This is a genomic window from Rhodanobacter sp. B04 (assembly GCF_002001125.1).
Taxonomy (GTDB): Bacteria; Pseudomonadota; Gammaproteobacteria; order Xanthomonadales; family Rhodanobacteraceae; genus Rhodanobacter.
Genome location: NZ_MUNV01000005.1, coordinates 527,150 through 539,735, shown reverse-complemented (window position 1 = coordinate 539,735; position 12,586 = coordinate 527,150). Strand labels below are relative to the sequence as shown.

Sequence of the window (12,586 nt, the reverse complement as noted above, 5' to 3'; positions counted from 1 at the left end):
GTTCAGTGGCTGGATGGAGCGAGCTGGCGCATGACTTCGCGCAAGCCTTGCTGCCAGTCAGGCAGGGGGAAGCCGAAGTGCTGCTGCAAGCCGGTATTGTCCAGCAACGACCACGCCGGACGCACGGCGGGGGTGGGGTAGTCGGCACTGCCGATCGGGACTACACGCGGCGAATGTGCGAGCAGGCCACTGGCGGCAGCCTGCGCAAAGATCGCGCAGGCAAAACCATGCCAGGTCGTGGCACCACTGGCCACCAGGTGATGGGTGCCGTTGAGCTGGCGGCGCTGTGCAAGGTCGGACTGCTGCCAGCGATCAAGCGCGGCAAGGCTGGCGTTGACGATCAGACGGGTGTCGGTGGGGGCGCCATGCTGGTCGGCTACCACGCGCAGCTCGTCGCGCTCGGCGCCGAGGCGCAGCATGGTGCGCAGAAAATTCTGCCCGTGCGCCGCATACACCCAGGCCGTGCGAAAAGTCAGATGATCGGCACCGCTGTCGTGCAACGCCTGTTCCCCGGCCAGCTTGCTGCGGCCGTAGGCACCCAATGGGCCGGTCGCTGCATCGACCGCGTAAGGTTGCGGCTGCCGGCCATCGAAGACGTAATCGGTCGAATAATGGATCACCAGCGCGCCATGCGCGGCGGCCCAGTCACCGGTCACACGGACGGCTTCGCCATTCACGCGCGTAGCCAGTGCTTCTTCCTGTTCGGCGCGATCGACCGCCGTATAGGCAGCCGTGTTGACGATCACGTCGGGTTGAACACGATCGAACAGGGCCGGCAATGATTCCGGTATCGACAGGTCGGCGATCTCGCCCTGGCCACCCTGGCCCAGCACGCCGTCGCGACTGGCAACGATCATCCTGCCGCGCGCAGCCAGGCCGCCATGTTCGAGAAAGGTGCGGCCAAGCTGCCCGTTGGCACCAAGCAGCAGAATGTTCACGGCAGAAAATCCGGCAGGCGTTCGGGGGCGACATCCTCCAGCAGGGGAGCCTTGCCGTCCTTGTCGGACAGCAGGGGCGCACTCAGCGGCCAGTCGATGCCCAGTGCGGCGTCGTTCCAGCGGATGCTGGCGTCCGCCTTGGCATCGTACAGCGCGGTGCACTGGTAGGTGAACGTGGCGAACTCCGACAGCACGCAGAAGCCATGCGCAAAGCCTTCCGGTATCCAGAAGTGGCGATGGTTGTCGGCGGTCAGCATCACGCCGACCGACTGCCCGAACGTGGGCGAGCCGCGACGGATATCCACCGCCACGTCATACACCTCGCCTTCGAGCACGCTGACCAGTTTGCCCTGCGGATTCGGCCACTGATAGTGCAGTCCGCGCAGCACACCTTTGGCCGAGCGCGAGACGTTGGACTGGATGAAGTGGTGATCGATGCCAGCCTCGCGGTACTTCGCCTGGTTGTAGCTCTCGTAGAAAAAACCGCGGGCATCGCCGAACACCTGCGGTTCGAGGATCAGCGCACCGGGCAAGGTCGTCCCGATCACTTTCATCGCACGTGGCCCTGGCGAGTCAGCTGCTGCAGGTACTGGCCGTAGCCGGTCTTGGCCAGCGGGGCAGCCAGCGCCAGCAACTGTTCGGCGTCGATCCAGCCGTTGAGGTAGGCGATCTCCTCCGGGCAGCACACCTTGAGGCCCTGGCGGTTCTCGATGGTCTGGATGTAGTTGCCCGCCTCCATCAACGACTCGTGGGTACCGGTATCCAGCCAGGCGAAACCACGGCCGAGCCGTTCCAGCTGCAGCGAGCCGTCGTCGAGGTAACAGCGGTTGAGGTCGGTGATCTCCAGCTCGCCGCGTGGAGATGGCCGTAGCGCGGCGGCATAGTCGCAGACCCGGCTGTCGTAGAAGTACAGGCCGGTGACCGCGTAGCTGGATTTCGGCTGCGCGGGTTTTTCCTCCAGTCCGATCACGCGGCCGGAAGCGTCGAACTCGGCCACGCCGTAGCGCTCCGGATCCTTCACCCAGTAGCCGAACACGGTGGCGCCATGCTCGCGCGCGGCGGCGCGCCTGAGCTGCTCGGTCAGGCCGTGGCCGTAGAAGATGTTGTCGCCCAGCACCAGGCAGCTGGGCTGTCCATCGACGAAATCGCGGCCGATGGTGAAGGCCTGCGCCAGTCCGTCCGGCGAAGGCTGCACGGCGTAGCGGATGTCGATGCCCCACTGCGAGCCGTCGCCGAGCAGGCGCCGGAACATGTCCTGCTCGTGCGGCGTGTTGATCACCAGCACTTCGCGGATGCCGGCCAGCATCAAGGTGGCCAGCGGGTAGTAGATCATCGGCTTGTCGTACACCGGCAGCAGCTGCTTGCTGATCGCACGGGTGATCGGATGCAGCCGGGTGCCGGAGCCACCGGCGAGGATGATGCCTTTCGTGGTCATGCGCGAATCCTTGATGGTCCCGGCGCTCAGGCGCCAATCCTTGATGATCTCGGCGGTCAGGCGCCGAGGCGCTCCATACGATAACTGCCGTCGAGCACGCGCTGCACCCACGGCTGGTTGGCGAGGTACCAGTCCACCGTTTGCGCGATGCCGGTCTCGAGGGTCTGCGATGGCTGCCAGCCCAGCTCGTCTTGCAGTTTGCTGGAATCGATCGCGTAACGACGGTCGTGGCCCGGGCGATCCTTGACATGGGTGATCAGCGATTCGCGCGGGCGTCCACCGGCCAGCGGCTGGCGCGCGTCGAGCAGGGCACAGATGGTTTTCACCACGGCGATGTTCTCGCGCTCGGCATTGCCGCCGACGTTGTAGGTTTCGCCCACGCGACCGGCTTGCAGCACGCGGCGGATCGCGCTGCAGTGGTCGCCGACGAACAGCCAGTCGCGAATGTTGCGGCCGTCGCCGTAAACGGGCAGAGGCTCACCGGCCAGTGCTTTCTGGATCACCAGCGGAATGAGCTTTTCCGGGAACTGGTACGGACCGTAATTGTTCGAGCAGTTGGTGGTCAGCGTGGGCAGGCCGTAGGTGTGCTGGAACGCGCGCACCAGGTGATCGGAGGCGGCCTTGGAGGCGGAATACGGCGAATTCGGCGCGTAGGCGGTCTGCTCGGTGAACTTGCCCTCGGCGCCCAGCGAACCGTACACCTCGTCGGTCGACACATGCAGGAAGCGGAACGCCTCGTGCGCAGCGCCTTCAAGGCTGCGCCAGTAATCGCGGGCGCACTCGAGCAGCGCGAGCGTGCCGACGACATTGGTTTGCACGAATTCGGCAGGGCCGTCGATCGAGCGATCCACATGCGATTCGGCAGCGAAATTGACGATGGCATCCGGCCGGTGTTCGGCCAGCAGCTTGGCCACCAGCGCGCGGTCGCCGATGTCGCCGTGGACGAATACGTGGCGGTCGTTGTCCTGCAGCGAAGCCAGCGTGTCCGGGTTGCCGGCGTAGGTGAGCTTGTCCAGATTGATGACCCGCAGACCGTCCGCGACGGCCTGCAGCACGAAATTGGCGCCGATGAAACCGGCTCCGCCGGTAACCAGCAGCGAAGTGATGTGACGTGACGGGCTGTTCATCGGTCCTTCTTTAGTGTCGAATGGCGAACATTCGGGTGCGAATGGTTGATGGATGGACTGGTCGCCAGGTCAGGAAACCGGGACATGCGCACGGCGGATCAAACGCTAGTTTGCCACGATTGGTCATACGGATTTGAGGTGTGGCGTGGCTGGCGGACGACAGATGGTCAGTGGCGCTTCAGCGTCGAGCAGTACTTCAGACAGGGCACGGCATGAGGATGGAAGTGGCGAGAATGTCATTGCTTGGGCGCATCTGGGCCAGGCGGGATGTTTTCTGGGAACTGACCAAGCGCGATGTCGCCGGGCGCTACAGCGGCTCCTTTCTTGGCCTGCTGTGGTCGTTTTTCAACCCGCTGCTGATGCTGGCGGTGTATACCCTGGCTTTCCGCGTATTCCTCGGCATGCGCTGGCCGAACATGGAATCGGGTGCCGATTTTTCGCTGATGATCTTCTGCGGCATGATCGTCCACTCGCTGTTGGCCGAATGCATCACGCGTGCCCCGGGCGTCATCGTCTCGCAGAGCAACCTGGTGAAGCGGGTAGTGTTTCCGCTGGCGATCCTGCCTTGCGTCATGGTGGCATCGACGCTCTTCAATGCACTGCTCAGCCTGCTGGTGCTGCTGATCTTCGTGGTGGTCTCGCAACATGCACTGCATGCGACGGTGCTGTACCTGCCCCTGCTTTATGCGCCCTACGTGCTGTTGCTGTGCGGGGTGAGCTGGCTGATGGCATCGCTGGGCGTATTTGTCCGCGACGTCACCCAGATCGCTGGCGTGATCTCGTCGATCCTGATGTTCCTGAGCCCGGTGTTCTATCCTGCATCGAACCTGCATGAACCGTATCGCAGCTGGATTGCCTTCAATCCGCTGACCTTGATGATCGAGCAGACCCGGCGACTGGTGCTGTTCGGCCAGTCGCCGGACTGGCATGCGCTGGGCATCTATAGTGTGGTCGCAGTGGCCGTACTGCTGTCCGGTTACGCCTGGTTCCAGCGCACGCGGGATGGGTTTGCCGATGTCCTCTAGCGATGTCCAGACGATGCCGGAATCGTCCGGCGATGCGGTGATCGAGGTGCGTGGGCTCGGCAAGTGCTACCAGCTCTACGACAAGCCGGTGCACCGCATGCTGCAGAGCCTGGTTGGCGGTCGTCGGCGTTTCTACCGGGAGTTCTGGGCGCTGCGCGAGGTCGGTTTTGAAGTGCGGCGCGGTGAAACCCTGGGTATCGTCGGTCGCAATGGCGCCGGCAAGTCGACCCTGCTGCAGCTGATCGCAGGCACGCTCAAGGCCAGCGAGGGCGGCGTCGCCGTGCGCGGTCGCGTGGCTGCACTGCTGGAACTCGGCAGCGGGTTCAATCCGGAGTTCACCGGCCGCCAGAACGTGTATCTCAATGCCTCGATCCTCGGGCTGAGCCGCGCCGAGGTCGACGCGCGCATCGACACGATCCTCGCCTATGCGGACATCGGCGATTTCGTCGACCAGCCGGTGCGCAATTACTCGACCGGCATGGTGATGCGCCTGGCGTTCGCCGTCGTGGTTCACGTCGACGCCGACATCCTGATCATCGACGAGGCGCTGGCGGTCGGCGATGCCTTCTTCATGCAGAAGTGCATGCGCTATCTGCGCGAGTTCCGCAAGCGCGGCAGCATGCTGTTCGTCAGCCATGACGGCAGCGCGATCACCAGCCTGTGCGACCGCGCGGTATGGCTGGAGCACGGCCGCGTGCAGCGCATCGGCGACGCCCGCATGGTGATGGAGGCTTATATGGAGGCGTCGCTGGCCGAGCAGCAGGGCGGCTTCCAGTCGCGGCAGCTTCGTGCGGCACAGTCGTCCCGTACGCTGCAGGAGCGCCAGGTGGATCAACGGCAGGAGCTGTTCGATCGCTCGATCCTGCGCAGCGACGTGCGGATTTTTCCGTTCCGCCCCGACGCGGCCGGTTTCGGCGAGTTCAAGGTGCGGATCGTCCATGCAGCCCTGTGCAACGAGCATGGACAGGCCGTGGCGGCGGTAGTGGCCGGCGAGCGCGTGATGCTGCGCATCGAGCTGGCCGCAGACGCGGACACCGACAACGTGATAACCGGTTTCTATGTGAAGGATCGCCTCGGGCAACTGCTGTTCGGCGACAACACGGACTTCAGCCATGAAGGTGACTTCGCGGTCGCCGCGGGCCAGCATTTCCACGCCAGCTTCAGCTTCGTGATGCCGCGGCTGATTTCCGGCGAGTATTTCATCGCGGTGGGAGCCGCCGAAGGCACGCAGGAGCAGCACGTGGTACAGCACTGGATGCATGAGGCGTTGCGTTTCACCGCGACCGGGGGTTCCATGGTGGCAGGCCTGATCGGCATACCGATGCTGGACATTCGGCTGGAGCGGGTGACGAATGAGTGCTGACTTCATGCTGGAGAACCATCCGCTGATCCTGATGCGGCCGCGGATCATGCCGCCGTATGGCTGGGTCGGCCACATCCCGTTCGCGTATCTCGCGGTGGATCTGCTGCGGCCGGCCCGGCTGGTCGAGCTGGGCACGCATTCGGGCAATTCCTACCTGGCGTTCTGCCAGGCGGTGCATGCGCTGCAGCTGGACTGCCATTGCACGGCGGTGGATACCTGGCAGGGCGACGCGCATGCCCTGCATTACGGCGAGCAGGTGTACCAGGCCTTGCGCGCACGGCATGACCCGCTTTACGAAAATTTCTCTCGACTGTTGCGTCGCCCCTTCGACGAGGCGGTTGCGCAATTCGAGGACGGCAGCATCGACCTGCTGCATATCGATGGGCTGCATACCTACGAGGCGGTGCGCCACGATTTCGAGACCTGGCTGCCGAAGCTCAGCCACCGTGCGGTGGTGCTGCTGCATGACACGGCCGTGCGCGAGCGCGGCTTCGGCGTGGCGCAGTTCCTGGAAGAGCTGTCGGTGCGATACCCGTGCTTCGATTTCCGGCATAGCCATGGCCTGGGTGTTGTCGCGGTGGGTGCGGCGGTGCCGGCGCCGTTTGTCGCTTTCATGCAACACGCCCGAGGTTCCGCGGAGGCGATGCGCGGCTTCTTCGAGGCGCTGGCGGGCACCTTGGTGGATGCCGACGATCGTCCTGTGCAGGCCAGCGTGATCGAGCCGCAACCGGTGATCAGCCATCTCTATTATCGCGCGCAAGATGAGACGTTCGACGACAGCCGCATGCTGTCGCAGGCGATCGATGCGGTCGACGGCGTGGTGGACCTGCAGTTCGTGCTGCCGGCCGGCATTCGTCCCGATTACCTGCGGCTCGATCCGGCCGATCTGCCAGGCATTTATGGCATGGGCCGGGTTGCGCTGCAGCTCGGCGACGACTCACCAGTGCAGGAGCTGCCGCGGCTGTCCGATCGACTCGGGCATGTCAGCGGTGAATTGCTGCCTGCCGCCGGTACGTCATCGCTGCGTCTGGTGAGTTTCGATGACGATCCGAACGTCGAGTTCGAGATCGGCAGCGCCCTTGACGCAGGACCCCAAGGCGCCGCGTTGAAGGTGACCCTTCGGGTGGAATACGAGGCGATCATTGGCGCGCCGTTGCTGCGCCACCTGCTCGAACAGCAGGCGGCATCCCTGACCGATATGCGCCAGCTCTCGCATGCGCGCGTGGATGTGCAGAATCTGGCACGTGAGTTCCAGCTGCAGCGGGTCATGCAGCAGCAACTGGCACGTGAGTTCCAGCTGCAGCGGGTCATGCAGCAGCAACTGGCAATGGAAATCGATCACGTCAGGACCACGCTGCAAGGGAACCTGCAGCAACTGCAACAGAGCGTCGACACGCTGGCGAGACGCAATTTCTGGTCGCTGCTGAAGCGGCTCATCAAACGGGACTAGTGGGCAGGGTCACTGGAACATATGCAGTCCGCGTATCGATCACTCCGGAACTACCTGCGCTCGCGTTGGCTTGGCAGCGTGCTGACGCTGCAGCCGCTGGATCAGCTCACGCCGGTGATCGATGAGCCGGGCACATGGTGCGCCAGCGGCAACGATCCGAAATTTGAATGTGCGGGCGGTGGCTTTCCGCTGAAAGCCGGCTGGTATGGCTTTTCCATCGAGTTGCAGGATACCGATGGCGACCGGCTGGAGCCGGTACTGTACTTCGACTACGGACATGGCATGCATGAGTCGTGGTCGCTGCACCTGGGTTTCATACGGCCGGGCGCACGGCACCACACGGGTGTGGTGCTGCTCCTGCATGACGTGCGGCGGTTGCGACTTGATCCGGCAAGCATGCCGTGCACATTTCACGCCCAGCACTTGAAGATCAGGCGGCTGGGGCGCATCGGCGCCAGCTGGCGCATGTGGCGGGCCGTGACACGAGAGGCCGCTGCGGCGGGTGCCGACACCCATGGACTCAAGCTGGACGCATGGCGAAAGCTGCGAGAGCCCGGTGGGCGGCATGCCTTTGCGACATGGCTGCATGCGCTGTACGTGCGGCGCGACTCCAAGGCACCGACTTACGAGCGCTGGCTGAAGCTTTACGATCACGCTGTTTCGCCGGCACGGATCCAGGGCGACGGGCTGATATCGATATTGCTGCCCACGTTCAATACGCCGGAAGTCTGGTTGCGGCACTGTCTGGACAGCGTGCTTGCGCAGTCCTATCCGCACTGGGAGTTGTGCGTCGCCGACGACGCATCCACTGAGCCGCAGGTGCGGCTCGTGCTGGAGGAATACGCCGGCCGCAACGCCCGCATCCGGATCGTCTGGCGGGAGCGCAACGGCCATATCTCGGCCGCGTCGAACAGTGCGCTGGCCATGGCGCGGGGCGACTACGTGGCCTTGCTGGATCACGATGACGAGCTGCATCCTTGCGCGCTGGCCACGATTGTCGAGGCATTGCATCGTCATCCGCAGTGGCAGTTCGTGTATTCGGACGAGGACAAGATCGATGCCGATGGCCGACGCTACGATCCCTATTTCAAACCGAACTGGAATCCCGACCTGCTGCATGGCCAGAACTGCGTCAGCCATTTGGGCGTCTATTCGCGTGCGCTGGTCAACGCGGCAGGCGGATTTCGTGAAGGGCTGGAAGGCAGCCAGGACTGGGATCTGGCCTTGCGCTGCAGTGAACGGCTGACCACGGACCAGATCGGTCATGTCCCCGCGGTGCTCTACCACTGGCGGGCGATCGCCGGATCGACTGCACAGGGTGTGGACCAGAAGGATTATGCCCATGCTGCGGGGCGACGTGCGCTGCGTGAGCATTTTGCGAGGCTGGGCGAGGCCGCCCAAGTGATGGAGATCGAAGGACTCTGCGGCGTGTTCCGGATACGTCACCCGCTGCCTGATCCGTTGCCGCAGGTCAGCATCATCATTCCCACGCGCGACCGCGCCGATCTGCTGCGGCAGTGCGTGGATTCGATCCTCGCGCGGACCACTTACACGCACTATGAAATTGTCGTGGTGGACAACCAGTCGGTCGAGCCGGAATCGATAGCCTATCTGGCCGAGCTGGCGACCCATCCCAGGGTGCGCGTGCGGCGGCATGACCAGCCGTTCAATTTTTCGCACATCAACAACGCCGCGGTTGACGGCTGCCGGAGTGAACTGATCTGTCTGCTCAACAACGATATCGAGGTGGTCACGCCGGACTGGCTGGAGGAGCTGGCGAGCCATGCGATGCGTCCGCATGTGGGCGCCGTCGGCGCCATGCTGTACTACCCCGACGACACCATCCAGCACGCCGGTGTGGTCACTGGCGTGCACGGCGTGGCGGCACATCCCTATAGCGGCATGCCACGGGGCTACGCCGGCCAGATGGCGCGGGCGAAGCTGACGCAGGCGATGAGCGCGGTCACGGCGGCCTGCCTGATGGTGCGTCGGGCCACCTACCAGCAGGCCGGAGGCCTGGACCCTGCGCTGAAGGTGGCTTTCAACGACATCGATTTCTGCCTGCGGCTGCGGCAACTCGGCTACACCAACGTGTGGACGCCGTTTGCCGAGCTTTACCATCACGAGTCCGCGTCGCGCGGACGCGAGGACACACCGGAGAAGCGGGCGCGCTTCTCGCGTGAAGTGGAATTCATGAAGCGGCGCTGGGGCAGCCTGCTGGATCACGACCCGGCCTACAACCCCAATCTCACGCTCGCTGGCGAACCGTTCACGCTGGCTTTTCCTCCACGTGAATGGTCACAGACCACGGTCGAGGTGCCGCCGATGACGGCAGGCAGCGCGGCGGTGCACGAAGTCAGGGCTTCACTCGCATGAGGATGGGCTGGTTGAATCCCAGGGCCGGCAAACCGGGCCCGCTGCTGTGCATCGGCCACAGCCACGTGGCGTGCGTGGCCCGTGCTGCCGAAGCGGCGGGCATTCCGCTGACCGCGCTGAATTTCTGGGAGATGCCTGGCGCGATCCTGCACGATGGTGATGCGCCGCGGTTCACGCCGTCACTGGAACAGCAACTGCAGCAGCATCGCGGGCCGGTGTTCTCGATGGTCGGCGGGGCGGCGCACGGCGTGCTCGGCATGCTTGTACACCCGCGGCGTTTCGATTTCGTGTCGCCGGCCCGGCCGGAGCTGCCGCTGGATCCTGCCGCCGAATTGCTGCCGGCGTCGGCGGTGCGTAGCGTGCTGGCATCGTTGATGACCGAATATCTGGCGTTGATGCTGCAGATACGCCGGCTCTGCAGTGGCCCGATGTTCCATCTCGAGTCGCCGCCGCCGTATGCGGACGGCGTGCGCATGCATGCTGACGTGCCATGGGGCATGTTCCCCGGCATGTGCCGTGAGATCTCGCCGGCGCCATTGCGCTACAAGCTGTGGCGCCTGCATTCGCAGATCGTCCGCGAAGGGTGCGATGGTGCCGATGTCACCTTCGTGCCGTGCCCGCCCGAGAGCGTCGACGACACCGGGTTCATGCGCGAGCCGTACTATGGCGACGGTGCCCATGCCAATGCGGCCTATGGCGCGCTGGTGCTGGAGCAGATGAGGCGTCTGGCATGAAGCATCCCTACCAGCACATCGACGAGCGGCAGCGCTGGAGCCGGGCCATGGCTGGCCGCGCCAGCGCCGAGATCGATCCGGTGATGCCGCCACCGTTCCGGATTGCATCGCATACCCGGGTGGTGACTGCGGGCAGCTGTTTCGCCCAGCATGTCGCGCGCCACCTGCGCGAACACGGTCTGGCCTGCTTCGAGACCGAGCCGGCACACCCGCTGCTAGGCACTGAACTCGCCGAAACTTTCGGCTACGGCATCTATGCGGCGCGCTACGGCAATATCTATACCTCACGCCAGCTGCTGCAGCTGTGGCGGCGCGCGACCGGCGCGTTCATGCCGCTGGACGACGTGTGGGAGGACGCTGCGGGCTGGTTCGATCCGTTCCGGCCCACCATCCAGCCCGGCGGCTTCACTTCCCTGCGCGAATACCACGAGGATCGGCGCCAGCATTTCGCCGCGGTGCGCCGCGCCTTCAGCGAGATGGACGTTTTCGTGTTCACGCTGGGGCTGACCGAATGCTGGGCATCGCGCGAGGATGGCGCCGTGTACCCGCTGTGTCCGGGCGTCGCGGCGGGGTGCTTCGATGCATCCCGGCATGTGCTGCTCGATCTTGCGGTGGACGAGGTGGTCGCCGATCTGCGTGCCTTCATCGAGGAGGTACGTGCAGTCAATCCTGGGATGCGGATGATCCTGACCGTCTCGCCGGTGGCCTTGGCGGCGACCGCCAGGCCGCAGCATGTCCTGCTGGCGTCGACCCATGCCAAGGCCGTGTTGCGGGTGGCCGCCGAGCAGCTGGCGCGGCTGCCCGATGTCTACTATTTCCCGGCCTACGAGATTGTCAGCGCCGCCGGTCGCGAGTATCTGGCCGAGGATCGCCGCTCGATCCTGGAGGCAGGCGTGCGCCAGGTGATGTCGCTGTTTTTCCGGCACGTGCTGGACGGCGTCACTGGGTCGCCACCGGCCGTGGTCGGCAATGACGATTTGCTGCGGCTGGGCCAGGCGGTGATGGATACGCTTTGCGACGAGGCGCGACTTGATCCGCCGGCAGTCGATTCGACGCAGGAACAATCACAAGTGGAAGGGCATGATGGACAGCCATGAACTGGCGGACGAGAGCCTGCTTCGCGCGCAGGAGCTGATGCAGCAGCTCCGCTTCGACGAGGCGATCGCGGGCTTGACGCGATGCCGCCGGCAACAGGCCGACGAACGCATCGAGCGGCTGCTGGCGCTATGCCGCTATCGGGCTTACCTGGAGCAACCACCTGCCGCGGTGATCGCCGATCCCTGGTCGACGCCTCCCGCGGATCCGTTCGCCGGTGTTGCCGGGGTGCCGGAGATTCCCGCTGCAAGGCTGGATGCCCGCACGCTTGCCGCCGGCATCCGGCACCACGGGGCGCTGCTGGTCAGGGGGTTGCTGCAGCCCGCCGAGGCGGAGCGGCTGGCCGGTGGCGTGAGGCGGGCACTGGATGCCTGCACGGCCTGGCATGCAGGCGGCGAGGGCGCTTTCGAAGGCACCTGGTATTCACGCCTGCCGTTGCAGGACGACTGCGAACTGGCGCAGGCGCGCCCCTGGGTGGAAGGTGGTGGTGGCGTCTGGCTGGCCGACTCGCCGCGCATGCTTTACGAGTTGACCGAACTGTTCGGTGCCAGCGGCATCGCCCGGATGGTTGGCGAGTATTTCGGCGAGCAGCCGATGCTGTCGGTCGGCAAGTCGACCCTGCGCTGCGTGCCGGGGACGATCCGCCAGGCCGACTGGCACCAGGACGGCGCCTTCATGGGCGCCGACATCCGCAGCGTGAATGTCTGGCTGGCGCTTTCCCACTGCGGGGAGGATGCGTCCGGGCTGGAGTTGCTGCCGCGCCGGTTGTCGCAGGTGCTGCCCACCGGTACGCACGGCGCCTATTTCGACTGGTCGGTGGGCCAGGGCATGGTTGCCGAGACGGCGGCGGGCATGGCCACGGCCAGCCCCGTTTTCGCGCCGGGCGATGCGCTGCTGTTCGACCATTTCTTCCTGCACCGCACCGGTATTCCCGCCGCGATAGCGAAGGACCGTTATGCGATCGAGTCGTGGTTCTTCGCGCCGTCCGCCTATCCGGCCGGGCAGGTGCCGCTGAAACTCTAGGCGCCCGAAGGAAGCCTCAA

11 protein-coding genes are annotated in these 12,586 nt (G+C 64.9%); 7 read left to right on the top strand and 4 right to left on the bottom strand.

The genetic code is table 11. From position 1 onward, the window contains the following. Positions 1-2 precede the first annotated feature (2 nt). The 4 genes from rfbD to rfbB are packed head-to-tail and all read right to left on the bottom strand — an operon-like array spanning position 3 to position 3,500. Positions 3-938, bottom strand: a complete 936-nt coding sequence (gene rfbD, locus B0E46_RS02300) for a dTDP-4-dehydrorhamnose reductase (RefSeq protein ID WP_077554053.1) — start codon at positions 936-938, stop codon at positions 3-5. Beyond that, on the bottom strand, positions 935-1,492 hold the full coding sequence (rfbC, locus tag B0E46_RS02295) for a dTDP-4-dehydrorhamnose 3,5-epimerase (RefSeq protein WP_077554052.1): 558 nt from the start codon (positions 1,490-1,492) through the stop codon (positions 935-937). The genes rfbD and rfbC overlap by 4 nt, the downstream gene beginning before the upstream one ends. Further along, positions 1,489-2,373, bottom strand: a complete 885-nt coding sequence (rfbA, locus tag B0E46_RS02290; protein ID WP_077554051.1) for a glucose-1-phosphate thymidylyltransferase RfbA — start codon at positions 2,371-2,373, stop codon at positions 1,489-1,491. The genes rfbC and rfbA overlap by 4 nt, the downstream gene beginning before the upstream one ends. Before the next feature lie 56 nt (positions 2,374-2,429). Continuing rightward, positions 2,430-3,500 carry a dTDP-glucose 4,6-dehydratase gene (gene rfbB / locus B0E46_RS02285; RefSeq protein WP_174567051.1) on the bottom strand — a complete coding sequence of 357 codons (1,071 nt, stop codon included), beginning with the start codon at positions 3,498-3,500 and terminating at the stop codon, positions 2,430-2,432. A gap of 233 nt (positions 3,501-3,733) precedes the next feature. Between rfbB and B0E46_RS02280 the strand changes: the two genes are divergently transcribed. The 7 genes from B0E46_RS02280 (at position 3,734) to B0E46_RS02250 (ending at position 12,566) form a co-directional block, all read left to right on the top strand. Beyond that, complete coding sequence (locus B0E46_RS02280; protein ID WP_254425010.1) at positions 3,734-4,525, top strand: ABC transporter permease; 792 nt, start codon at positions 3,734-3,736, stop codon at positions 4,523-4,525. Then, positions 4,515-5,888: an ABC transporter ATP-binding protein gene (locus tag B0E46_RS02275; RefSeq protein ID WP_254425009.1), complete on the top strand. Its 1,374-nt coding sequence runs from the start codon at positions 4,515-4,517 to the stop codon at positions 5,886-5,888. Before B0E46_RS02280 ends, B0E46_RS02275 begins: the two co-directional genes overlap by 11 nt. Continuing rightward, positions 5,878-7,338, top strand: a complete 1,461-nt coding sequence (locus B0E46_RS17860; RefSeq protein ID WP_077554048.1) for a class I SAM-dependent methyltransferase — start codon at positions 5,878-5,880, stop codon at positions 7,336-7,338. The genes B0E46_RS02275 and B0E46_RS17860 overlap by 11 nt, the downstream gene beginning before the upstream one ends. 78 nt (positions 7,339-7,416) lie before the next feature. Then, positions 7,417-9,714 (top strand): glycosyltransferase family 2 protein, encoded by a 2,298-nt coding sequence (locus B0E46_RS02265; RefSeq protein ID WP_217316302.1) that lies wholly within the window; start codon positions 7,417-7,419, stop codon positions 9,712-9,714. Positions 9,715-9,725: 11 nt separating this feature from the next. After that, positions 9,726-10,448 carry a hypothetical protein gene (locus B0E46_RS02260; protein ID WP_139350385.1) on the top strand — a complete coding sequence of 241 codons (723 nt, stop codon included), beginning with the start codon at positions 9,726-9,728 and terminating at the stop codon, positions 10,446-10,448. Further along, positions 10,445-11,545, top strand: a complete 1,101-nt coding sequence (locus B0E46_RS02255) for a GSCFA domain-containing protein (protein WP_077554045.1) — start codon at positions 10,445-10,447, stop codon at positions 11,543-11,545. Before B0E46_RS02260 ends, B0E46_RS02255 begins: the two co-directional genes overlap by 4 nt. After that, positions 11,532-12,566, top strand: coding sequence for a phytanoyl-CoA dioxygenase family protein (locus tag B0E46_RS02250; RefSeq protein ID WP_168171116.1), 1,035 nt, complete (start codon positions 11,532-11,534; stop codon positions 12,564-12,566). The genes B0E46_RS02255 and B0E46_RS02250 overlap by 14 nt, the downstream gene beginning before the upstream one ends. Positions 12,567-12,586: the final 20 nt, after the last annotated feature.

Bases quoted from the DNA above. Each gene is read 5' to 3' on its own strand.
- rfbC (WP_077554052.1), bottom strand. From the start codon at position 1,492: ATGAAAGTGATCGGGACGACCTTGCCCGGTGCGCTGATCCTCGAACCG.
- rfbA (WP_077554051.1), bottom strand. From the start codon at position 2,373: ATGACCACGAAAGGCATCATCCTCGCCGGTGGCTCCGGCACCCGGCTG.
- rfbB (WP_174567051.1), bottom strand. From the start codon at position 3,500: ATGAACAGCCCGTCACGTCACATCACTTCGCTGCTGGTTACCGGCGGA.
- B0E46_RS02280 (WP_254425010.1), top strand. From the start codon at position 3,734: ATGTCATTGCTTGGGCGCATCTGGGCCAGGCGGGATGTTTTCTGGGAA.
- B0E46_RS02275 (WP_254425009.1), top strand. From the start codon at position 4,515: ATGTCCTCTAGCGATGTCCAGACGATGCCGGAATCGTCCGGCGATGCG.
- B0E46_RS17860 (WP_077554048.1), top strand. From the start codon at position 5,878: ATGAGTGCTGACTTCATGCTGGAGAACCATCCGCTGATCCTGATGCGG.
- B0E46_RS02255 (WP_077554045.1), top strand. From the start codon at position 10,445: ATGAAGCATCCCTACCAGCACATCGACGAGCGGCAGCGCTGGAGCCGG.
- B0E46_RS02250 (WP_168171116.1), top strand. From the start codon at position 11,532: ATGGACAGCCATGAACTGGCGGACGAGAGCCTGCTTCGCGCGCAGGAG.